We start from the raw sequence: 22,880 nt of genomic DNA, 5'->3' as shown, positions 1-22,880 counted from the left end.
GTCGTGGGCTTCTGGAGCGAGGGCGTCGACGACGTGCGGCGCACCGCGCGCGGCTGGCGCTGGGGTCGGCGCTCGCAGGTGCCGCGCTCGGCCGAGGTGTACGTCGAGCCGGCGCGCTCGCAGGTCGCCGACTCGGCCTGGGCACGGCGGCGACCCGCGATCGCCGCGCGCGAGGTCGCCCAGAAGCTCGCCCTCGAGCCGGTCTTCCGCTCCCAGGTGCGCACCCGGGTCGAGGGCCTCGACGTGCTGGAGCGCACCCGGGGACCGGTGATCTTCGTGGCCAACCACGCCTCGCACCTCGACACCCCGCTGCTGCTGCTCTCGCTGCCCGACGAGTGGCGCCGGCGCACCGCGGTGGCGGCGGCCGCCGACTACTTCTTCGACACCTGGTGGCGCGCGGTGGGCTCCTCGCTGGTCTTCAACACCTTCCCCATCGACCGTCGCGGCGGGTCGATCTCGGCGACGCCCGGCGAGGTGCTCGCCGACGGATGGAGCCTGGTGGTCTTCCCCGAGGGCACGCGCTCGGGCGACGGGTGGATGCACACCTTCCGGATGGGCGCGGCCTACCTGTCCCACACCCACGACGTGCCGATCGTGCCGGTGGCCCACCGGGGGACCTTCGCGGCGATGCCGCGGGGGGTGGGCTGGCCCGGCCGCGACGCCGGCGGGCGCCGCCAGCTCACGGTGCGCTTCGGCGAGCCGCTGCGCGCCGCCGAGGGGGAGTCGGTGCGCGAGTTCGCCCCCCGGGTGCGCGACGCCGTCGCGGCGCTGCTCGACGAGGACCGCAGCACCTGGTGGGAGGCGCAGCGCCGCCGGGCAGCCGGCACCACCCCCGACCCCGGCGGGCCGGACGCCGCCACCTGGCGCCGGGTCTGGGCCCAGACCGAGTCCCCCTCGGTCGAGCCCGTCACCGGGCCGCGACGTCGCGTGTGGCGCCGCTGAGGTCCGGCCCGGATCGTGAGAGCGATCTCATCGCGGCCTCATGGTGGGCTCACCCGGGAGCGGTTGAGTTCCCTCGTCAGCGAACGGGCCCCTGGGGCCATCGACGAGAGGAACCACCATGAAGAAGATCGCCACCCTGGCAGTCGTCGGGGTCGCTGGTGTCGCCGGGGCCGTGGGCGCCGGTGTGCTCGCCCTCCCCGCCGCCTCGACCTCGGTCGACGCCGAGCCGTGGAAGCGCGACGACGACGGCACGGCCGTCGTCACCACGGTCGACGACGATGACGACGAGGACACCCGCGACCGCCACCGCGACCACACGAACACCAGCACCGGGACCAGCACCGGCACCGGCACCGGGACGAGCAACGATGCCACCAGCAGCCAGGACAGCCTGGAGGACAGCACCGACGCGACGACCTCGCGCTCCACGGGTGTGCACCGGTGAGCCAGGACGCACCCACCTGGGACCTCCACCCCGGCGACCAGATCACCCCCGAGCTGACCGCGGTGCGCCTGCTCGGTGGCGGGTCGACGTACGAGGCCTACCTGGCGTTCGACGAGGTGACCTACGCACCGGTCGTGGTCAAGGTGGTGCGGCCCGGCCGGGTCGACGACGCCTCGGCGCTGCGAGGCCTGCGCCGTGAGGCGCAGGCCCTCGCGGCGGTCAACCACCCGGTCGTCGTGCGCGGACTGCGGCACGAGGAGGAGGGGCCACGCCCGCACCTCGTGCTCGAGCACCTCGACGGCCCCAGGCTCTCCACGCTGCTGCGCCGCCACGGTCGTCTCACCGAGCAGCAGTACCTGCCACTGGCCATCGAGGTCGCCTCGGCGCTGCACTACCTGCGCCACGTCGGGTGGACGCACCTGGACATCAAGCCCAGCAACATCATCATGGGCGCCCCGGCGCGGCTCATCGACCTGTCGGTGGCCCGGCCGGTGGACCAGGCGCGCGCCCTCACCGCGGTGATCGGGACCGACGACCACCTGTCGCCGGAGCAGGCCGACCCCTCGCGGGGCGAGGGTCCCGGGCACGCCAGCGACGTCTGGGGGCTGTGCGTCACCCTGTTCGAGGCGGTGGCCGGCCACCTGCCCTTCGACCGCCCCGACCGGCACGGCGCGACCCCGGAGGAACGGCACCCGCAGCTGGTGCAGGCGCCCCGGCCGCTGCCGCCGCGGGTGCCCACCGAGGTGGAGAAGGTCGTGCTGGCCGGGCTGGAGAAGCGACCGGAGGACCGCCCGCTCCCGCACGAGGTGGCCCAGGCGTGCGAGCCGGTCCTGGCCCGGCTGCCGGCCCCGCGGCTCACCGGTTGGCGGGCCTGAGCCTGCTCAGGAGTCGAAGCGGTAGCCCATGCCGCGCACGGTGGTGATGCAGCGGGCCCCGAACTTCTTGCGCAGGTAGCCGACGTACACGTCCACGACGTTGGAGCCGGGGTCGAAGTCGAAGCCCCAGACGTGGTCGAGCAGCTGCTCGCGCGACAGGACCTGCCCCGCGTTGCGCATGAAGATCTCGGCCAGCGCGAACTCGCGGGCCGACAGGTCGACCTGCTGCCCACCCACCCGGGCCCGCCGGGTCCGCAGGTCGAGGTGCACCCCGCCCACCTCGAGCGCGTCGGAGGTCGCGGAGGACACGGCGTCGCCGGCGGCCTGCCCCTGCCGCAGCCGCAGCCTGATGCGCGCCTGGAGCTCGGCGTAGCGGAACGGCTTGGCCATGTAGTCGTCGGCACCGCCCTCCAGCGCGGAGACCGTGTCGGTGACCGAGTCGCGGGCGGTGAGCACGACGACCGGCAGCCGCGAGCCCTGCGAGCGCAGCTGGTCGAGGACCTCGAAGCCGTCCATCCCGGGCAGGCCGATGTCGAGGATCACCAGGTCGTGCTCGCCGGCGAGCGCGAGGTCGAGCCCGGTGGGCCCGTCGCCGACCACGGTGGCCTGGTGGCCGTCGGCGCGCAGGCCCTTGGCGATGAACGAGGCGATGCGGGCCTCGTCCTCGACGATCAGGATGCGGGCCACGTGGACTCCTCGGTGGGGTGGGCGGGCAGGGTGATGACGAAGCGGGCGCCGGCGGGATGCTCCGGCCCGGGGTCCTCGACCCCCACCCGGCCGCCGTGCGCCTCGGCGATGGCGCTGACGATGGAGAGCCCGAGGCCGAAGCCGTCGTCGCCCTCCGGCACCCTGCCGCGACCGAAGCGGTCGAAGATCGTCTCCCGGTCGGCCTCGGCGACCCCCGGGCCGCTGTCGCGCACCCACACCCGCACCTGGCCGCCCTCCCAGGCGGAGCCGAGCGCGACCGTGTCACCGGGGCCCGTGTGCTTGGTGGCGTTCTCGGCCAGCTGCAGCAGGGCCTGGGTCAGGCGCTGGGCGTCGGCCGGCACGACGACCTCGGCGACACCGTCGAGGCGCCAGTCGCGCCCACCGAGGGTGCTGGCCTTGGCCAGGACGTCCTCGGTGAGGGTGCGCAGGTCGCAGGGCGCCGGGGTGACGAAGTCCGGCCGGTCGCTCTTGGCGAGCAGGATCAGGTCGCCGACGAGGCGGGACATGCGGTCGGCCTCGTCGAGCAGCAGCGCGCGGGTCTGCTCCACGTCGTGGGGGTCGCCGGCGTCGAGCAGCTCGAGGTGGCCCCGCAGCACCGTGAGGGGGGTCCTCAGCTCGTGCCCGGCGTCGTCGAGGAACTGGCGCTGCCCGGCGAAGGCCGACTCCAGCCTGGCCAGCATCTGGTTGACGGTGCGGGTCAGGGCGGTGATGTCGTCGTTGCCGCGCACGGGCAGCCGGCGCGACAGGTCGGTCTCCGAGATCTCCTGGGCGGTCTCGCGCAGGGTGCGCAGCGGCGCGAGCAGCCGCCCGGTCAGCAGGTAGGCGGCACCGGTGACCACCAGCAGCGCCAGCGCCGAGACGATCGCATAGGTGCGCATCGTCTCGACCAGCCCGGCGCGGGTCTGCTCGAGCCGGGTGACCACCACGAGCGCGCCCGACTGGGAGCCGCTGCGCATGGCCACCGGCTGCGCCACGACCAGCAGCTCGCCGTACGCCGGCAGCTCGGCGCGCACCGTGCCGCCCTCCTCGACGATCGGCTCGACCAGGTCGACGAACGCCGGGTCCTCGGCGAGGGGGTCGGTGCGGGGGGAGACGTACTCGACCTGCTGGCCGGTGACCCAGCCGACCAGGAGCTCGTCGTCGTCGGGGACGTTGCGCTCCATGAAGAGCCGCAGCAGGGTGGCGACGTCGGCGAAGGGCTCGCCCGTGGTCGGGTCGACCCCGTCCTCCTGGAGCGCGGAGAGCTCGGCCAGCTCCTGGTCGACGGCCGACGCGGTCTGCTCGCCGAGGCGTCGTGCCTCGATGGCGTAGACCAGGACGCCGGCCAGCAGCAGCGTCGCGGCGACCAGGAGGGCCACCGTGGCGCTGATCCGGGCGCGCACCGACAGGCCCGACCGCGGCTGGCGGTCGGGCCGGTGCTCAGGAGTGCCGGGCCTGCTCAGTCGTCGTCCCCTTCGTCGTCGTCCCCATCGTCATCGTCGTCATCGTGGTCGTCATCGTCGTCGTCGTCGTCCTCGCCGATGTCGGGGCGGATCACGGTGACCCCGTCGTCATCGTCATCATCGTCGTCGTCGTCGGAGGAGGGGCTGGAGGTCGGCGGGGCGGAGGGGCTCAGCGTGGCGCCGGGGGAGACGTCGCCGCGTGGATCCTCGAGCAGGATGGGAGGGCGCGGCGCGGGCTCGCGCGGCGACGTCGCCGTCAGCGCGCCGGCCGCGTAGGCCAGCACGGGCAGGACCAGGACGGCCAGCAGGACGACCTTCCACGGGCGACTCATGAGGCCAGCATCCTCTCCGGCGGTGGGAGGGCCGTGAGAGCCCGATGAGAAAGCTCTCATGTGGCGCCGGCTCGGCGGGGAACTGGCGCCGGGTCGGCGGGGAAGTGGCGCCGGCTCGGCGGGGAAGTGGCGCCGGGTCGCGGTCAGGCGAGCAGCTGCTCGCCCAACCAGGAGCCCTGCTCGAAGCCGGGCAGCACCGCGAAGGTCGCCGAGCCGATCGCGGTGGTCCACTCGTTGAGCTGGTCGGACTCGTCGAGCATCCGCTGCACCGGCACGAACTGGTCGAGCAGGTCGGCCTGGTAGGCCAGGAACACCAGACCGCTCTCGACCTCGACGCCCTGCTCGGTCTCGACCTCGCGGGTGTAGTTGGCACCCTTGCGGAACATCCGCCGACCGCCGTTGAGAGAGGGGTGCGCGCGGCGTGCGTGCGCGTCGACCGGCACCACCAGCCGACCCTGGGAGCGCGCGGACAGGTCGAGCTCGTCGACCTCCATGCCGCCGGTCAGGGGTGCGCCGTCGGCCAGCGCCCGCCCGACCGAGCGCTCCTGCTCGTCGCGGGTCAGCTCGTCCCAGGTGTCGAGGTCCATCCGGATGCGTCGCACCACCAGGGTGCTGCCGCCCGCCCAGCGTCCCTCGCGCACCCACACCGTGGAGTCGAACAGCGGGCTGCCCGGGTGCGGGTTGCCCGAGCCGTCGACCTGGCCGAAGAGGTTGCGGCCCGTCTGGGGGCGCCCGTCGGGTCCGGTGGGGTTCCACGACCCGGCCTGGCGCCACCGCGCCCGCGCGAAGGGCGCCGCGTCGGCGACCAGGCGGCGTACGGCGTGGGCGACGGTGGTGCCGTCACGTCCGGTTACGACCACGAGGAGGTCGCCGCCGCTCCAGCGCTCCTGCAGCCGGTCGCGGCTCATCGGCGGCACCGCCGCGAACCCGTCGGGGCCCGCGCCGAACAGGCCCGGCCGGCAGGCGTCGGGGCCGACGCCGACCGTGATCGTGAGGTCGGAGGCCGGCTGGGAGAGCCACGGGGCCGGGTCGCCGGGCGCGCCGCGGCCGGCGGTCAGGGCCTCGATGTCGCCGGTCCACAGGCGCATCAGCCGGCCCAGCGCCTCCCGGTCGACGTCGGCGCGCAGGTCGAGGGCGACCAGCTCGGTGACCTCGGTCTGCGCCGTCGCCACGCCGGGCTGGTGGGCGCCCCACGGCTTGATGGTGCGCCCCGGCGCACCCGCGGCCGCCGGCGCCGAGGACGCGGGGGGCCCCCCCGCGCCACCGACGCCCGGCACCCCCCGGGCCCCGGCGGCCGCGCCGACACCGGTGCTGCCGACGTAGCCCAGGAAGCGACGGCGGCTGACGCGTGGGGCCGGGTTCACGAGTGCGAGTGCTCCTCGTCGTCGCCGTGCTCGTCGTCGCCGTGGTCGTGCTCACCGGTGCCGGGCTCGTGGTAGTGGCCCTCCTCCTCGGTGAACTCCTTGACCGGCACGGTGAGGGTCTCGGTGGTGCCGTCGGAGAACTCCAGGGTGAGGTCGACCTCGTCGCCGGCGGCGAGCTCGCGCTGCACGTCCATCAGCATCACGTGGTAGCCGCTGGGCTCGAGGACCTTGCCGCGCCCGGCCTCGATGACCAGGCCGTCGTCCATGACCGACATCGCCATGGCGCCGTCGACCATCGACATCTCGTGGATCTCGACCGTGCCGGCCACGTCGGTGGAGGCGCCGGTGAGGGTGACGTCGGCGTCGCCGGCGTTGTCGATGGTCATGAAGGCCGCCGACATCGTGGTGTCCTCGGCGCCGGTGGTGGCGCGCACCCAGGGGTCGCCGACGGTGATCTCGGCGCTCGCCTCGGCAGCGGTGCTCGACGACGAGGCGTCGGCGGGCTCCTCGTCGCCGCAGGCCACGAGGCCGGCGCCGAGCGCGAGGGCGAGTGCGGCGGCCGGGACCAGCCGGCGGGTGCGGTTGCTGGTGGTGCGGGTGGTGCTGCTCATCGGGGTCTCCTCGTACGACGTGGGCGCGCGGTCGCGCGCGGGAAGCGCCGCGGTCGGCGGCGCGCGGGGCTCAGGCGGCGAGGAGGAGCGGTGGGCCGCGGCGGGCGACGAGCCGGTGCAGCAGGGAGTCGGGCAGCGGCAGGTGCAGCGGCGCGGGGACCGGGAGCCGTCGGGCGGCGTCCATCGCGCCGTGCAGGGAGGCCCGCAGCGGGCGGGCGCACCCGTCGGCGACCAGCGCGAGCCGGACCTGCACGGCTGCGAGGACGAGCAGCCGCCACAGCGCGCTCTCGCCGACGGCGAGCCACAGGCCGAGCGCGACGGCGCCCGCCAGGTGGGCCAGCAGCATCAGCGGGCCCTGGGCCAGGGCGTGGTCGACGAGGTGGCCGAACGAGGAGCCCAGCCCGCCCGGCGCAGCGCCCAGCGGGGCGGCCTCGGCGGCGCGCCCTCCGGCCGCCGTGGCGGCCTCGAAGTGGTCGGTCAGCGACCCGACGCGGCGCCCGCCCTCGTCGGCGGCCGTGTGCAGCGCGGAGCCGGCGGCCGGTGCCCCGCCCGCAGCGGTCGTCGCGGTCGCGCCGGAGCCGGTGTGGCCCGCGCCCGCCGAGAGCAGGAGGTGGGTGAGCCCCTGCCCGCCGACCAGCAGGGCGACCAGGCGCAGCGCCGAGGCCCGGGTGCGCAGGAGCACCGCCGACAGGGCGGTGCACACGGCCAGCAGGACGACCAGCGCCCCCGGGCCGGGGAGCAGACCGTCGGCGGTCACGTGGGAGACCACGCCGGAGAGCAGCACCACGGGACCGAGCACGGCGGCACGCGCCCACACGAGGGTCCTCGTGGGGCGGGCGGGCTGCTCCGCGCTGTGGATGTCGTCCTCCGTGCTGCCGGCCGGCGGCCGGCGGGGTCGTCCCGGACGCCCCGATGCTACAGCCGCGGGCCGAGCCGACCGTTCGTCGCCGCGGCCGCACCGCTCGGCGTACGGGCCGGGTCGGGCGGGGGTGCCGCGACCCGGGGCCTGCCTAGAGTGGGCCCCGTCACACGACCGCTTGGAGGAGCCCATGATCGTCCCGTTCAGCATCTCGGACTTCATCGACCGCGCCGTGCAGGTCTACGGCGAGCGGGTCGGCGTCGTGGACGAGCCCGACCAGCCGGCGCAGCCGCTGGGTGAGAAGGGCCGGTTGACCTACCGCGAGATGGCGGACCTCGCCGCCCGCCAGGCGGCGCGCCTCGACGAGCTCGGCATCGGTGTCGGCGACCGGGTGGCCGTGGTCAGCCACAACAGCGCCCGGCTGCTGACCTCGTTCTTCGGCGTGGCGGGCTACGGACGGGTGCTGGTGCCGGTGAACTTCCGGCTGCGCCCCGACGAGGTGCAGTACATCGTCGAGCACTCCGGGGCGCGGGTGCTCATCATCGACCCCGAGCTCGACGAGGAGCTGCGCGACGTCACCGCCGAGCACCGGTTCGTGATCGGTGACGACGACCAGCTCTACGCCCCCGAGGGCAGCGTGCCGCAGCCGTGGGAGCCCGACGAGAACGCCACGGCCACCATCAACTACACCTCGGGCACCACCGCGCGGCCCAAGGGCGTGCAGATCACGCACCGCAACATCTGGACCAACGCGGTCACCTTCGGCATGCACGCCGGGGTCAGCGACCGCGACGTCTACCTGCACACGCTGCCGATGTTCCACGCCAACGGCTGGGGCTGGCCCTTCATCGCCACCCAGGCCGGCGCCACCCACGTGGTGATCCGCAAGATCGACGGCGCCGAGATCCTGCGCCGCGTCGAGGAGCACGGCGTGACCGTCATGTGCGCCGCGCCCGCCGTGGCCGCCGCGGTGCTGGAGGCGGCCCAGGAGTGGGAGGGCCCGATCCCCGGACGCGACCGGGTGCGCATCATCATGGCCGGCGCGCCGCCGCCGACGCGCACCGTCGTGCGCGTCGAGGAGGAGCTGGGCTGGGAGTTCATCCAGATCTACGGCCTCACCGAGACCTCCCCGCTGCTGACCATCAACCGGGGCCGCGCCGAGTGGGACCACCTCGAGCCCGAGGAGCGCGCCGCGCGCCTGACCCGGGCCGGGGCGCCCGCGCTCGGCGTACGGCTCGCGATCTCGGAGGAGCCCGAGAACGAGGGCGAGGTGCTGGCCCGCTCCAACGTGTGCCTCGAGGGCTACTGGGAGCAGCCCGAGGAGAGCGAGCGCTGCCTGGCCGGCGGCTGGTTCCACACCGGCGACGGCGGCGTCATCGGCGACGACGGCTACCTGACGATCAGCGACCGCAAGAAGGACGTGATCATCACCGGCGGCGAGAACGTCTCCTCGATCGAGGTCGAGGACGTGCTCTTCTCGCACCCGGCCGTCGCCGAGGTCGCCGTGATCGGCGTCCCGAGCGAGAAGTGGGGCGAGACCATCAAGGCGCTCGTCGTGCTCGCCCCCGACGCCGAGGCGACCGAGGCCGAGCTGATCGCGTGGTGCAAGGAGCGCGCGGCCGGCTACAAGGCACCCACCTCGGTGGAGATCCGCGACGAGCTGGCCCGCACCGCGACCGGCAAGCTGCAGAAGTTCAAGCTGCGCGCGCCCTACTGGGAGGGCCAGGAGCGCCAGGTCAACTGACGCGCAGGGGTGCTCAGGAGGGGCGGACGTCCATGACGACCTCGAACTCCAGGAGGTCCGCCCCGCTGGCCACGGGCTTGGCGCGCTCGCCGGCGTGGGCGGCCTGGGCGCCGCCGTCGCGCCACGCGGCGAAGGACTCCTCGTCCTCCCAGTGCGTGACGACGAAGTAGCGCTCCTCGCCCGCGGTGGGGCGCAGCAGCTGGAAGCCGAGGAACCCGGGGGAGCCCTCGACGGCGCCGGCGCGGGCGGCGAAGCGCTTCTCGAGCTCGGGGCCGGCCTGCGGCGGGACGGAGATGGCGTTGATCTTCACGACGGGCATGGCGCCCAGCCTAGGTCCCGGCGCGAGCGCCGATAGCCTCCCCTCATGCACGCGAGCACCGAGCCCAGCCTGAGGGACGTCGTCGACCTGGTGCACGGGTGGTACCCGCCCGGCACCGCCGACTCCTGGGACCGCGTCGGGCTGGTGCACGGCGACCCCGCGCAGCCGGTGCGCCGCATCATGCTGGCCGTCGACCCGTCGCCCGCGGTGGCCCAGGAGGCCGCCGAGTGGGGAGCCGACCTGCTGGTGGTGCACCACCCGCTCTTCCTCAAGGGCGTGCACGGCTTCACCACCGAGACGCCCAAGGGGCGCACCCTGCACACCCTGGCCCGGGCCGGCTGCGCCCTGCTGGCCGCCCACACGAACGCCGACCAGGCCGAGGGCGGGGTCTCGGAGTCGCTGGCCCTCGCGCTCGGGCTCGACGACCTGCGCCCGATCCTGCGCGCCGAGCGCCCGGCCCTCGACAAGATCGGCGTGCTGGTGCCGGTCGCCGACGCCGAGCGGCTGCGCATCGCGCTGGCCGAGGCCGGCGCCGGGCGCCTGGGCGACTACGAGTCGGCCTCCTTCACCGTCGAGGGCGTCGGCCGGTTCCGCCCGACGCCGGGTGCCAGCCCGGCCATCGGCCGGGTCGGTGAGCTCGAGGAGGTCGCCGAGGTGCGGGTCGAGGTGGTGGCGCCGCGCTCGCGCCGCGCCGAGGTGGTGCGCGCGCTGCTGTCGGTGCACCCCTACGAGGAGCCGGCCTACGACGTCGTGGAGCTCGCCGACCCCGGCCTGTCGAGCACCGGGACCGGTCGGGTGGGCAGCGTGGAGCCGATGACGCTGGCCGCCTTCGCGGCCCGGGTCGCCGAGGTGCTGCCGCCCACCGTGCACGGCGTGCGGGTCGGGGGCGACCCCGACCGCGAGGTGCGCCGGGTGGCCGTGTGCGGCGGCGCCGGCGACTTCCTGCTCGACACCGTGCTCGGCACGGGCCGCGACACGGGGCGCTCCGGTGGGGTCGACGTCTACGTCACCAGCGATCTTCGTCACCACCCGGCCTCGGAGTTCCTCGAGCACGAGGGGCCCGCACTGGTCGACGTGGCGCACTGGGCGGCGGAGTGGACCTGGCTGCCGGTGCTGGAGGCCCGACTCCGGGCAGCGCTGGTGGGCGAGCGGGGCGCTACGGTGGAGACCCGCGTGAGCACCCGGTGCACCGACCCGTGGACGTTCCGCCCCGATCAACACACAGCACATCCCACAGCCAGGAGAGACCGCTGAAAGCCGACCCGACCGCCCAGGTCACGCTGCTCGACGTCCAGGAGCTCGACTCCCGTGCCGACCAGCTGCGCCACCAGCGCCGCAGCCTGCCCGAGATCGCCGAGATCGCCGAGCTGCAGGCCCACCGCACCGAGCTCGACGACCAGGCCCGCGACGCCCGCATCGTCGTCGACGACCTGGCCGTCGAGCAGGCCAAGGTCGACGCCGACGTCGAGCAGGTCAAGGCTCGCCGGGCCCGCGACCGCGAGCGGATGGACAAGGGCCAGGTCGGCAACCCCAAGGACCTCGAGCGCCTCGGCCACGAGCTGGAGTCCCTCGAGCGGCGCATCGCCAGCCTCGAGGACGACGAGCTCGAGGTGATGGAGCGCCTCGAGGAGGCGCAGTCGGTGCTCGACTCGGTCACCACGCTCCTCGAGCAGGCCGACGTGCGCCTGGGCGAGCTGATCGCGGCCCGCGACGAGAAGGTCGCGGCCATCGACGCCCAGCTCGTCGACGTCGAGGCCCAGCGCGGCCCCTCGGTCGAGGGCCTGCCCGAGGACCTGCTGGCTCTCTACGAGAAGCTGCGCGCGGCCAAGGGCGGGGTGGGTGCGGCCATGCTGCACCAGCGCCGCTGCACCGGCTGCCAGCTCAGCATCGACAACGCCGAGCTCGCGGTGATCCGCTCGGCCCCGGCCGACCTCGTGGTGCGCTGCGAGGAGTGCACGCGCATCCTGGTGCGCACCCCGGAGTCGGGGCTGTGACCACGCGCGTCGTCGTCGAGGCCGACGGCGGCTCGCGCGGCAACCCCGGCCCCGCGGCGTACGGCGCCGTGCTGAGCGACGCCGACAGCGGCGAGGTGATCGCCGAGGACGCCCGCACCATCGGCGTGGCCAGCAACAACGTCGCGGAGTACTCCGGGCTGGTCGCCGGGCTGCGGCTCGCGGTCGAGCACGCCCCGGGGGCCGCGGTGGAGGTCCGGATGGACTCCAAGCTCGTGGTCGAGCAGATGTCGGGGCGCTGGAAGATCAAGCACCCCGACATGCGGGTGCTGGCCGCCGAGGCGGGCGAGATCGCCCCCGAGGGCACCACCTACACCTGGATCCCGCGGGCCCGCAACGCCCACGCCGACCGGCTGGCCAACGAGGCGCTGGACGGCGTGCGCGAGGGCGTCACCGTGGCCGGCGCCGGGCCCGCCGCCGACCCGGTCGAGGAGCGCCCCGCCGAGGAGGCTCCCGACGAGGAGTCGCTCATCGAGGAGATCGAGTCGCCGGGCGCGACGCGCGGCGAGCAGCCGCGCGACCAGGCCGGCCACCGCGGTTGGAGCGGGCCCGGCGCGCCGCCGACCACGCTGGTGCTGGTGCGCCACGGCGTGACCCGGCACACCGCGGCCAAGCGCTTCTCGGGAGGCCTGGGCGGCGACGACCCGGCGCTGAGCGAGGAGGGCCTGGCCCAGGCCCGCGACACCGCCGACTGGCTGACCGGCCTCGGCGAGCGGGTCGACGCGGTCGTCTCCTCGCCGGTGCGCCGCACCCGCGAGACCGCCGAGGTCGTGGCGGCGCGGCTGGAACGCAGCGTGTCGGTGGAGCCGGGCTTCGCCGAGATGGAGTTCGGCGAGTGGGACGGGCTGACCTTCAGCGAGGTCGCCGAGCGCGACCGGCCCGGTCTCGACGCCTGGCTGGGCTCGATGGACGTGGCCCCGCCGGGGGGCGAGTCGTTCACCACCGTGCGCGAGCGGGTGCTGGCCGGGCTCGAGCGGGTGCTGGCCGAGCACGCCGGTCGCACCGTCGTCGTGGTCAGCCACGTGACGCCCATCAAGACCCTGGTGGCCCACGCGCTGGGCGCGCCCCTCGAGGCGGTCTACCGCATGGAGCTCTCGCCGGCGTCGGTCACCGTGCTGTCGTTCTACGCCGACCCGGCCGCCGACGGCGCGGCCCGCGGCTCGATGCGCCTCTACAACGCCCTGCCCCCGGGCGAGCGGGCCACCGTCGAGCCCGGTCGCTGGTAGCCGCTCGCTGGTCGTTCAGCCGGCCTGGTGGACGGTGCGTCCGGCCACCAGGGTGCGCAGCAGCCGGGGCAGCGCGGCCCCGGCCTCCAGCACCGGCACGCCGTCGGCATCGAGGCCCGCCGGGGTCTCCCAGACCGCCAGGTCGGCCACCCAGCCGCGGGCCAGCCGCCCGCGGTGGTCCTGGGCCGCGGCCAGCCAGCCGCCCCGGGTGTGGGCCCCCAGCGCCGCCAGCGGCGCCAGCCCCTGCTCGGGCACGTGGTGGTGGACCGCGGCCCGCACCGCGGCCCACGGGCCCAGGGCCGTCACCGGTGAGTCGGAGCCGAAGGCGAGGGGCACACCGGCCTCGGCCAGGTCGCGGAACGGGTTGGTCGCGCGCCAGCGCTCGCCCAGGCGGGCGGCGTACATGCCCGAGGGGCCGCCCCACAGGCCGTCGAACATCGGCTGCACGCTCGCGGTGACGCCCAGGCGCCCCAGCAGCGCGACGGTGCTCGGCGAGGGCATCTCGACGTGCTCGAGGCGGTGGCGCCGGGCCCGCACGGCCTCGTCGCCCAGCTCGGCGGCCGCGGCCGCGAACCCCTCGCCGACGGCGTCGAGCGCGGCGTCGCCGATGCAGTGGAACCCGGCCTGGAGGCCGGCGCGGGTGCAGGCCACGACGTGCTGGTGCACCTGCTCGGCGCTGACGTAGGCGTGCCCGCAGGTCGCCGCGTCGGCGTACGACGTGCCGAGCGCGGCGGTGCGCGAGCCGAAGGCGCCGTCGGCCACCAGGTCGCCGGCGAGCCCGGCCACCCCCAGCCGGGCGGCGGTCTCGACGGCCATCAGCTCGCCCCAGTAGACCGTCGCGGCCAGCCCGACGTCCTCGGCGGCCCGGCGCACCAGCGAGATCTCCGACTCGGGGCCGATGTGGGGTGCGGCGTTCTCGTGGAAGCCCGCGATGCCGGCCGCGGCCATGGCGTGGCAGGCGGCCCGGGCGGCGTCGAGGCGCTCGGCGTCGCCGATGAGGCCCTCGAGCGTGTGCCGCACCGCGTGGTGGGCGTCGCGCTCGACGCGGCCGTCGGGCGACCAGCCCTGCAGGTCGGTGAGGCCGGGCACCAGGGAGGCCAGGGCGGGGCTGACGACCGAGGAGTGGCTGTCGACCCGGGTCAGGTAGGTGCGGCGCCCGGGCGCGGCCCGCTCGAGCTCGTCGCCGGTGGGCGGGCGCCCCGCGCGCCACGGGGTCTCGTCCCAGCCCTGGCCCACCAGCACCGCGTCGTCGGGGTGGCGGGCGGCGTGGCGGGCGAGCGCGTCGAGCACGTCCTCGAGCCCCGACGCGGCGGCGTACGACGGCCCGGAGAGGTCGAGCCCGGTGAGCGCGAAGCCGGTGCGCACGGTGTGCACGTGGCTGTCGACGAAGGCGGGGGTGACCAGGGCGCCCCGGAGGTCGACGACCTCGGGGGCCTCGTCACCGGTGCCGGCCCACGCCTGCGCCGCGTCGTCGTCGCCGAGCGCGACGACCCGGCCGTCCTCGACGGCCAGCGCCGTGGGCCGCGCGGCGAGCGGCCCGGGCGTGCCGGGGTCGAGCACCCGGCCTCCCCTCAGCACGGTGCGTCGGGCACGGGAGCGGGGGGCGGCGTGGTCCATGGCGCCACCCTAGGGCCGGGGTGTGCGGCCGGTGGGGGCGCAGGAATAGCCTCGGGGGTCGCGGGGTTGGCCCGCGGTCGGGGACGCACGAGCGGACCCCGGGAGCAGACGGGTGGGGGAGCGGTGAGCCAGGTCGCGGACGAGGTCGACGAGGTCGCGACCGGGACGGACGAGGTCGACGCGGCTGCGCCGCCCGGTCCGGTCAACCGCGCCACCACCACCCGGGACGGCTTCGCCGTGCTGTGGGTGGCGATCAAGCGCGAGCCCTGGGTCTTCGCGGTCTCGACCCTGGGCAGCGTGCTCTTCGGCGCGCTGACCGTCGCCGACGCCTGGGTGCTGGGCTGGTCGACCGAGAACGTGGTGCTGCCGGCCTTCGAGACCGGCGAGATCGGCGCCGGCATGCTCTGGGCGGTGCTCGCGCTGTTCCTCGGCGTCGCCATCCTGCGCGCGGTGGGCATCGTGGCGCGTCGCCTGGGCGCCGGCATCATGCAGTACCGGATGCAGGCCCACACCCGCCGGGCGGTGACGCGGCAGTACCTCGCCCTGCCCATGGAGTGGCACCAGCGCCACCCCACCGGCCAGCTGCTCTCCAACGCCAACTCCGACGTCGAGGCCGCCTGGGGCCCGGTCGCGCCGCTGCCGATGGCGGTCGGCACGGTGGCGATGATGGTGATCGCCGTCGCGCAGATGCTCGTCGCCGACCTGGTCCTGGCCCTGGTCGGGCTGCTGATCTTCCCCGCGGTGATCGCCGCCAACGTCGTCTTCCAGCGGCTCAGCTCGCCGCTGATGACCCGCGCCCAGCAGCTGCGCGCGGAGCTCTCCGAGGTCGCCCACGAGTCCTTCGACGGCGCCATGGTGGTCAAGACCCTCGGGCGGGAGGGCGAGGAGACCGCTCGCTTCTCGGCCAAGGCGCAGGAGCTGCGCGGCGTGCTGGTGCGCGCCGGGCGCATCCGCGCCATGTTCGACCCCGCCCTGGCCGCGCTGCCCAACCTGGGCGTGCTCGTCGTGCTGGCCGTCGGCGTGGCCCGGGTGCAGAGCGGCGCCACCGACCCCGGCGACGTGGTGCAGGTGGCCTACCTGCTGACCATCGTCTCCTTCCCGATCCGCTCCATCGGCTGGCTGCTGGGCGAGTTCCCCCGCAGCGTCGTCGGCTTCCGGCGGGTCACCAGCGTGCTCGAGGCCACCGGCGAGATGCCGTACGGCGACGCGTCGCTGACGCCCACGGGCCGCCGCGGCGCCCGCCTCGAGATCGAGGGCCTGCGCTACTCCCACCAGCCGGGCCAGCGGCTCCTCGACGACCTGGCCCTCACCGTCGAGCCGGGCCGCACCGTGGCGCTCGTGGGCGCCACCGCGTCGGGCAAGAGCACCCTGACCTCCCTGGTCACCCGGCTGGTCGACCCCGACGAGGGGCGGATCGCCCTCGACGGCCAGGACCTGCGCGACCTCGCGCCCGGCCAGCTGGCCGAGGCGGTCTCGCTGGTCGCCCAGACGGCCTTCCTCTTCGACGACACCGTGCGCGGCAACATCACGCTCGGCGCCGACATCGGCGACGAGGAGGTCTGGGAGGTGCTGCGCGCCGCGCAGGCCGACGACTTCGTCGCCGCCCTGCCCGACGGCCTCGACAGCCGTCTCGGCGAGCGCGGCACGTCGCTGTCCGGCGGCCAGCGCCAGCGGATCTCGCTGGCCCGCGCCCTGGTGCGCCGTCCCCGCCTGCTGGTCCTCGACGACGCCACCTCCGCGGTCGACCCCGAGGTCGAGGCGCGCATCCTGGCCGCGCTGCGCGCGGGTGGCCCGGGTGACGACCCCGCCGACCGTCCGAGCCTGCTCGTGGTGGCCTACCGCAAGGCCACCATCGGGCTGGCCGACGAGGTGGTGCACCTCGAGGGTGGCCGGGTCGCCGACCGCGGCACCCACCAGGAGCTGCTGGGCCGCAGCCCCTCCTACGCCGCCCTCGTCAACGCCTACGAGGACGAGCACCCCGCCCCCGGCACCACGACGGAGGAGTCCTCATGAGCGCCGTGCGCGCCGCCTCGAGCTCGGGCACCGCCCTCGACACCGGCGAGGAGATGCGGGCGGTCGAGACGATCCGTCGCGGCCTGCACCACTCGCCCGAGCTGACCGTCGGGATCCGCACGACCCTGGCCTACGCGGTGCTCGCCTCCGCGGGCCAGGTGGTGGTACCCATCGCGGTCCAGCAGACGCTCGACCGCGGGCTCGGCGCCGCGGGCGGGCCCGACCTGGCCTTCACCGCGTGGATGGGGGTGCTGGCGGCGCTCGCGATCGTGCTGACCTCGTGGGCGTCGTACAAGATGACCAGCCGGCTGTTCCGCACCGCCGAGGGCGGGTTGGCGACGCTGCGCACCAAGGCCTTCCGCCACGTCCACGACCTCCCGCTGCTGACCCAGAACACCGAGCGGCGCGGGGCCCTGGTCGCGCGGGTCACCAGCGACGTCGACCAGGTCAGCCAGTTCCTGGTCTTCGGCGGCCTGCTCTTCGTGGTCAGCATCGGCCAGGTCGTCATCGCGACCGCGGTGATGCTGGTCTACTCCTGGCAGCTCACGCTGGTGGTGTGGCTGTGCTTCGCGCCGCTCTTCGCGTCGCTGAAGTACTTCCAGCGCAAGCTCTCGCAGGCCTACGGCACCGTGCGCCGCCAGGTCGGCGTGATGCTCTCGGCCATCTCCGAGCCGGTCGTGGGCGCTGCCGTCGTGCGCTCGTACGCCGTGCAGTCGCGCACCCAGGACCGCATCGACGAGGCCGTCGACGCGCACCGCGTCGCGAGCACCCGGGCCCAGGGCTTCACGGCGTTCTCGTTCTCCCTCGGCGGGGTCTCCGCGGGCCTGGCCAACGCCGGCGTGATCGTGGTGGGGGTGCTGCTCGGCCTGGCCGGCGACATCACCGCCGGCGAGATCCTCGCCTTCGCGTTCCTGGTCACCCTGTTCGTGGGGCCGGTGCAGATGGGCACCCAGATCCTCACCGACGCCCAGCTCGCGATCGCGGGCTGGCGCCGGGTCATCGGCATCCTCGACACCCCCGCCGACCTGGTGGACCCGGGCCCCGAGGGCCACGACCTGCCGCCGGGCCCGATCGACGTGCGCTTCGACGACGTCACCTTCGCCTATCCCGGCGGTCCGCCGGTGCTGCGCGACGTCACCATGTCCATCGCGGCCGGGCGCCGGGTGGCGATCGTGGGGGAGACGGGGTCGGGCAAGTCGACCTTCGCCAAGCTGCTGACCCGCCTGATGGACCCCTCGCAGGGTGCGGTGCTCCTCGACGGCGTCGACGTGCGCGACATCGCGCAGGCGACGCTGCGCCGCAGCGTGGTGCTGGTGCCGCAGGAGGGCTTCCTCTTCGACGACACGATCACCGCCAACGTGCGCTACGGGCGCCTGGAGGCCTCCGAGGCCGAGATCTGGGCCAGCGCCGAGGAGCTGGGCCTGGGTGACTGGCTCGCCGGCCTGCCCGCCGGGCTCGGGACCCGGGTGGGGCAGCGCGGCGAGTCGCTGTCGGCGGGGGAGCGGCAGCTGGTGGCCCTGCTGCGCGCCCACCTCGCCGACCCCGACCTCCTGGTCCTCGACGAGGCCACCAGCGCGGTCGACCCGTCGCTGGAGATGCGCATCGGCCGCGCGCTGGAGCGGCTGATGAGCGGGCGCACCTCGGTGACGATCGCGCACCGCATGTCGACGGCGGAGGCCGCCGACGAGGTGGTCGTGGTCGACCGCGGCCGCATCGTGCAGCGCGGCCCGCACGCCACGCTGGTCGCCGAGGCCGGCTCGGTCTACGCCGGCCTGCACGCCTCGTGGGTCGCCCAGCAGGGCCGCTGAGTTCCTTTACCTTTACTTTTTACTTCGCGCAACGGGTCTGGACCGGTGGGTCCAGACCTCCCACGCGGTTCGGGGGTTTCTCGGGCCCCTGCCGTAACACCGGTCACAGCCGGCGGTTGGGGCCAGTGCCGACCCTTCTCGGGCGGTGCCGCGTCCCCCACCGGAGAGGTGTTCCATGCCCTCGTCATCGTCCCGCCACCCCCGCAGAGCGCTCTCGCTGCCGCTGCTGCTCCTGACCGTCCTCGCGCTGGTGCTGGGCACCTTCTCGGTGGCCGCCCACGCTGCGACGGTCACCGTCTCCGGCAAGGTGCTCGGGCAGGACGGAGCGCCCCTGTCCGGGGTCGTCGTCAAGCTCGGCGACCGGGAGAACGGCGCGTTCAAGGAGCTGGTGGCCGTGGCCGGCACCACCGACGCCAACGGGGCGTGGTCGACCACGCTGGACGACGCGACCCGCAGCACCTACCTGGTCGGCTACACCGCGCAGGGCTACGACCCGGCCTACCTGCGCGACGGCGGCAGCGCTACCACCGACCTCGCCCAGGCCACCTACGTGACCGTGACCGGCGGACGCACGGCCGTCGACGAGCAGCTGGAGGTCGGCAGCGCCGAGCTCAGCGGCGTGGTCACCCGCAAGGGCAGCCTCGCCGGCGACCCGGTCGCGGGCGCGACCGTCACCCTGTCGCGCACGGGCACCACCCCCCGGTCGGCGACCACCGACGCCAAGGGCGCCTACCGCTTCGACGGCCTGCTGCCCGGCAGCTACCAGCTGTCCTTCGCGCGCACCGGCTACCGCACCCACCACTACCTCTCGAGCACGGCCAGCACCGCGGACCCCGCGGCGGCCGGCTCGGTGACGCTCGCCGACAAGCAGAGCGCCAGCACCGTCCACGGCTTCCTCACCCAGACGACCCGCTCGCAGATGGGCGGCACGGTCGTGACCACGGACGGCACCCCCGTCAAGGACGCGGAGATCCGGGTCTTCACCCGGCGCTACGCCGACGGAGGCACCGGGGCCGTGAGCCACACCCAGGTCGACGCCGACGGCAAGGAGTCGTCGGAGGTCAGCGACACGACCGACGTCGAGGGCCGCTGGCTGGTCGACCAGGCCTTCGGCGACTACGTCGTCGAGGTGGAGGCCCCCGCCTTCGGCACCTACTACTTCGACAACGGCTCGATGAGCCAGGACAAGTCCCGCGCCGCCCTGGTGCGGATCGAGGAGGGCACCGCCCGTCCCCTCGACGCCCGGCTCGGCAGCCGCAGCACCACCACCATCCAGGGCATCGTGCGCGACGCCGGCACCAACGAGCCCGTCAAAGGCGTCAAGATCTCGGTCGAGACCGGCACCACGGACGCCTCGGGCCAGCCGGTGTGGACCGAGGCCCAGAAGACGCAGGCCACGACCGGCGCCGACGGCTTCTACTCCGCCGAGGTGCCGCCCGGTGGCGGCTACGTCGTGGGCTTCCACGCGCCCGGCTACCGCCCGCAGTTCTTCGAGCGCAAGGGCACGCGCAGCGAGGCCACCAAGGTGGAGACCTCGTTCGCCACTCCGAGGGGCGGCGTCGACGCGCAGCTGGAGCGCATCGCCCAGGTCGTCGGCACCGTGCGCGACACCACCGGCCAGCCCGTGCAGGGCGTGACGGTGACCCCGGTGGTCCTCGACACCGCGACCGGGGAGTGGGTCACGGCCGGGTTCGCCGAGGGCACCCCCACCGACCGCAGCGGCACCTACGCGGTGTCGGTCCTCGACGCCGGGCTCGAGAAGCCCTTCCGCCTGCGCTTCGAGAAGCCGGGCCGCGAGCCCCGCTGGTTCCCGGCCGCCACCGTCGCCGACGAGGGTCAGAACCTCTCGGTCGCCAAGCACCAGGTCCTCAGCGGCCGCGACGTCACCCTGCCCACGCTGGCCGTCCTCGCGGGCGCGCTGACCGAGGCCGACGGGTCGGCGTACGACGACGGCGGCGAGGTGTCGCTGTGGCGCAAGGTCTCCTACACCGAGCAGGGCGAGCGGGGCGGCCCCGCGCACACCGAGTGGCGCCCGGTGGCCGCCAAGCCGGTCTCCGGCTCCGACGGCAGCTTCTCCTTCTCGGTGCCCAGCGGCAGCTACCGGATGCTGGCCCGCCTGACCGGTGAGAACGACGGCTTCCTGCCCGGCCTGGTCGGCCTCGACCAGGCGCCCGACATCAGCCTGGCGCCCGAGCAGAGCCGCACCCTGCAGACCTACGCCCTGCCGCCGGTCTCGGCCGTCCGCGGCACCGTCACCACCACCACGGGCGCCCCCGCCCGCGGTGAGACCGTCCGCGCGCACTACCGCTTCGTGCAGGACATCCGCGACGGTGCGCCCGTGCTCAGCAGCTGGCGGCTGCCCACCGCCAGCGCGCCCACGACCACCGACGGCACCTACGAGCTGAAGGTGCGGGCGCGCACCTACCGCGTCGGGGTCCCGGACAAGGGGTTCCACACCGTCGACGGGACGCCCCAGGAGACCCTCGGCGACGCCGACGACGTCACGCTCGGCTCCGTCGCCGCGACCGGTGTCGACGTGCGCCTCAGCGACGGCCGGCCGGTCAACCTGGCCCCGCCGTGGATCGCCGGGCAGGCCGTCGAGGGCGGCACGCTGACCGCCAAGCCCGGCACCTGGTCGGCGGCGGACGTCACCTACGCCTACCAGTGGTTCCAGTCCGACACCGCCGCCGGTCCCTGGACCAAGGCGTCGGGCACCTCCGACAAGGCGACCTACGAGATCCCCAGCGCGACGCCGATCATCGGGACCTTCGACGCCAAGCACTACCTGGTGCACCTGACCGCGCGGCGCGCCACCGGCGACGTCAGCGAGGCGGCGAGCAGCAAGCCGACCGGCAAGGCGAAGGCCTCGCCGTTCTACGCCCCGGCCGACCCGACGACCGAGAACCGGCAGGACCCGCAGGTCACCGGCAGGGCGGTCGTCGGGGAGACCCTGACCGGCACCACCGGCGAGTGGAGCAAGGGCGGCACCTTCGAGCTGCAGTGGCTCGCCGACGGCCAGGCCGTCGCCGGCGCCACGACCAGCAGCCTGCGGCTCGGCGCGGCCCAGCTGGGCCGGAAGATCTCGCTGAAGGTCACCGAGACCACCAACGAGCCCGACCGGGTCGCCGTCTCGCGCACCACCGTGGCGGTCGTGCGCGGCAGCCTGCGCGCCACCACGCTGCCCAGCGTCACCGGCCAGCCGTTCGTCGGCAAGCCGCTGACCGCCCAGCCGGGCACCTGGAACGCCGACGCGCCGACGTTCGCCTACCAGTGGCTGGTCGACGGCCGCGCCGTCCCCGGCGCGACCGGCACGACCTACACGCCCGGCGCCGCCGACGAGGGCAAGCCCGTCGCGGTGCGCGTGGCGGCCACCGTGGCCCAGGCCATGGACCCGGGCACGGCGACCTCGGAGTCGACGGCGCTCGTCGCCCCCGACCCCACCACCGTGTCGAACCGCACGGCACCCCGGATCACCGGCACCCCGCAGGTCGGCCAGACGCTCTCGACCACCGAGGGCACCTGGACCAACGAGCCGACGTCGTTCTCCTACCAGTGGCTCGCCGACGGCGTGGCCATCGGCGGCGCGACCCGGTCGACCCACGAGCTGGGGGCCGCCGAGGCCGGCAAGCTGGTCACGGTGCGGGTCACGGCCAGCAAGGCCGGGCTCACCTCCGGGACCGCCACCGCCGACCCGGTCGGCCCGGTGGCCTCCGGGCCGCTGACCAACACGGCGCTCCCGGTCGTCTCGGGCACCGCCGCCCCCGGCGGCACGCTCAGCACCACCGACGGCACCTGGGACCCCGCCACCGGCCTGACGTACTCCTACCAGTGGCTGGCCGACGGCACCCCGGTCGCCGGCGCGACCTCGTCGTCGATCGTGGTGACCGAGAGCCTCGTCGGCAAGGCGGTCGCCGCCGTGGTGACCGCCCGCCGGGGCGGCGACAGCGCCTCGGCCACCTCGAAGGCGCGCACCGTCGCCGCCGAGCCCGTCGAGCCGGTCGTGGTCCTCACCGCCCCCAGCGTCTCGGGGCGTGCGGAGGTCGGTGAGGAGGTGGTCGTCGACACCGGCACCACCGACCCGGCCGGCGCGACCCGCGCCGTGCAGTGGCTGCGCGACGGCCAGGCCGTCCCGGGCGCCATCGGCACCCGCTACCGCCCGACCGGCGCCGACCTGGGCACGCTCCTCTCGGCCCGCGTCACCTACACCCACCCCGAGCGCGCCGAGGCGGTGCGCACGGTCACGGCGGGCACGGTGCGCGAGGGGACGACCGGTCCGGAGAAGCCCCGGCTCGACGTCGTCAAGCGGACCAAGGGCACCAAGCTCGTGCTCAAGGTCGCGGTGCTCGCCGACGCCGTCGACACGGTGCTCGGGGAGCTGGTGCTGAAGGAGAACAGGCGCACCCTGGCCCGGAAGTCCCTGACCGGGGGCACGCACAAGATCGTGGTCCGCGGCCTCTCGCGCGGCTTCCACACCGTGCGGGTCAAGTTCCTCAGCGGCTCCGAGGACGTCCGCAACGCCAAGAAGACGATCAGCTTCCGCATCCGCTGACGTCCGACCGCTGC

18 protein-coding genes are annotated in these 22,880 nt (G+C 75.0%); 10 read left to right on the top strand and 8 right to left on the bottom strand.

Annotated features, from left to right (window positions below):
* Positions 1-3: 3 nt before the first annotated feature.
* The 3 genes from OCU29_RS15280 (at position 4) to OCU29_RS15270 (ending at position 2,262) form a co-directional block, all read left to right on the top strand.
* Positions 4-942 (top strand): lysophospholipid acyltransferase family protein, encoded by a 939-nt coding sequence (locus OCU29_RS15280; RefSeq protein ID WP_179616858.1) that lies wholly within the window; start codon positions 4-6, stop codon positions 940-942.
* Positions 943-1,060: 118 nt separating this feature from the next.
* A complete protein-coding gene (locus OCU29_RS15275; protein ID WP_261820585.1) occupies positions 1,061-1,387 on the top strand; it encodes a hypothetical protein in 327 nt (108 codons plus the stop codon).
* Entirely contained in the window at positions 1,384-2,262 is an 879-nt protein-coding gene (locus OCU29_RS15270) for a serine/threonine-protein kinase (RefSeq protein WP_261820584.1), read from the top strand. Before OCU29_RS15275 ends, OCU29_RS15270 begins: the two co-directional genes overlap by 4 nt.
* A 6-nt stretch (positions 2,263-2,268) precedes the next feature.
* Here OCU29_RS15270 and OCU29_RS15265 read toward each other — a convergent pair whose 3' ends face one another.
* The 6 genes from OCU29_RS15265 to OCU29_RS15240 form a co-directional block, all read right to left on the bottom strand.
* Positions 2,269-2,949 carry a response regulator transcription factor gene (locus OCU29_RS15265; protein WP_261820583.1) on the bottom strand — a complete coding sequence of 227 codons (681 nt, stop codon included), beginning with the start codon at positions 2,947-2,949 and terminating at the stop codon, positions 2,269-2,271.
* On the bottom strand, positions 2,934-4,352 hold the full coding sequence (locus OCU29_RS15260; protein WP_261820582.1) for a cell wall metabolism sensor histidine kinase WalK: 1,419 nt from the start codon (positions 4,350-4,352) through the stop codon (positions 2,934-2,936). Before OCU29_RS15260 ends, OCU29_RS15265 begins: the two co-directional genes overlap by 16 nt.
* Positions 4,353-4,408: 56 nt before the next feature.
* Positions 4,409-4,744: a hypothetical protein gene (locus tag OCU29_RS15255; RefSeq protein WP_261820581.1), complete on the bottom strand. Its 336-nt coding sequence runs from the start codon at positions 4,742-4,744 to the stop codon at positions 4,409-4,411.
* Between the two features lie 143 nt (positions 4,745-4,887).
* On the bottom strand, positions 4,888-6,108 hold the full coding sequence (locus tag OCU29_RS15250) for a Dyp-type peroxidase (RefSeq protein ID WP_261820580.1): 1,221 nt from the start codon (positions 6,106-6,108) through the stop codon (positions 4,888-4,890).
* Positions 6,105-6,719: a copper chaperone PCu(A)C gene (locus OCU29_RS15245; protein WP_261820579.1), complete on the bottom strand. Its 615-nt coding sequence runs from the start codon at positions 6,717-6,719 to the stop codon at positions 6,105-6,107. Before OCU29_RS15245 ends, OCU29_RS15250 begins: the two co-directional genes overlap by 4 nt.
* Before the next feature lie 70 nt (positions 6,720-6,789).
* Entirely contained in the window at positions 6,790-7,536 is a 747-nt protein-coding gene (locus OCU29_RS15240) for a hypothetical protein (RefSeq protein WP_261820578.1), read from the bottom strand.
* Positions 7,537-7,768: 232 nt separating this feature from the next.
* Between OCU29_RS15240 and OCU29_RS15235 the strand changes: the two genes are divergently transcribed.
* Entirely contained in the window at positions 7,769-9,322 is a 1,554-nt protein-coding gene (locus OCU29_RS15235; protein ID WP_261820577.1) for an AMP-binding protein, read from the top strand.
* A 13-nt stretch (positions 9,323-9,335) separates the two neighbouring features.
* On the opposite strand, the gene OCU29_RS15230 is transcribed toward OCU29_RS15235, so the two are convergent.
* Entirely contained in the window at positions 9,336-9,641 is a 306-nt protein-coding gene (locus OCU29_RS15230) for an antibiotic biosynthesis monooxygenase (protein ID WP_193670246.1), read from the bottom strand.
* Positions 9,642-9,686: 45 nt separating this feature from the next.
* Between OCU29_RS15230 and OCU29_RS15225 the strand changes: the two genes are divergently transcribed.
* Genes OCU29_RS15225 through OCU29_RS15215 form a run of 3 tightly spaced genes read left to right on the top strand, consistent with a single transcriptional unit; the run spans position 9,687 to position 12,879 of the window.
* Positions 9,687-10,895, top strand: coding sequence for a Nif3-like dinuclear metal center hexameric protein (locus OCU29_RS15225; protein WP_261820576.1), 1,209 nt, complete (start codon positions 9,687-9,689; stop codon positions 10,893-10,895).
* On the top strand, positions 10,838-11,635 hold the full coding sequence (locus OCU29_RS15220) for a zinc ribbon domain-containing protein (protein ID WP_261820575.1): 798 nt from the start codon (positions 10,838-10,840) through the stop codon (positions 11,633-11,635). The genes OCU29_RS15225 and OCU29_RS15220 overlap by 58 nt, the downstream gene beginning before the upstream one ends.
* Positions 11,632-12,879, top strand: a complete 1,248-nt coding sequence (locus OCU29_RS15215) for a bifunctional RNase H/acid phosphatase (protein ID WP_261820574.1) — start codon at positions 11,632-11,634, stop codon at positions 12,877-12,879. Before OCU29_RS15220 ends, OCU29_RS15215 begins: the two co-directional genes overlap by 4 nt.
* 15 nt (positions 12,880-12,894) lie before the next feature.
* On the opposite strand, the gene OCU29_RS15210 is transcribed toward OCU29_RS15215, so the two are convergent.
* On the bottom strand, positions 12,895-14,496 hold the full coding sequence (locus OCU29_RS15210; protein WP_179616847.1) for an amidohydrolase: 1,602 nt from the start codon (positions 14,494-14,496) through the stop codon (positions 12,895-12,897).
* 123 nt (positions 14,497-14,619) lie between these two features.
* Between OCU29_RS15210 and OCU29_RS15205 the strand changes: the two genes are divergently transcribed.
* The 3 genes from OCU29_RS15205 (at position 14,620) to OCU29_RS15195 (ending at position 22,866) form a co-directional block, all read left to right on the top strand.
* A complete protein-coding gene (locus tag OCU29_RS15205) occupies positions 14,620-16,509 on the top strand; it encodes an ABC transporter ATP-binding protein (RefSeq protein WP_219633595.1) in 1,890 nt (629 codons plus the stop codon).
* On the top strand, positions 16,506-18,317 hold the full coding sequence (locus OCU29_RS15200) for an ABC transporter ATP-binding protein (protein ID WP_179616846.1): 1,812 nt from the start codon (positions 16,506-16,508) through the stop codon (positions 18,315-18,317). Before OCU29_RS15205 ends, OCU29_RS15200 begins: the two co-directional genes overlap by 4 nt.
* 175 nt (positions 18,318-18,492) lie before the next feature.
* Complete coding sequence (locus tag OCU29_RS15195; RefSeq protein WP_261820573.1) at positions 18,493-22,866, top strand: carboxypeptidase regulatory-like domain-containing protein; 4,374 nt, start codon at positions 18,493-18,495, stop codon at positions 22,864-22,866.
* Positions 22,867-22,880 lie beyond the last annotated feature (14 nt).

Source organism: Nocardioides sp. OK12 (genome assembly GCF_024341885.1).
Lineage (GTDB): Bacteria > Actinomycetota > Actinomycetes > Propionibacteriales > Nocardioidaceae > Nocardioides > Nocardioides marinisabuli.
Note: the sequence above shows the minus strand (reverse complement) of the source record. Positions and strands in the feature narration are given on the sequence as shown.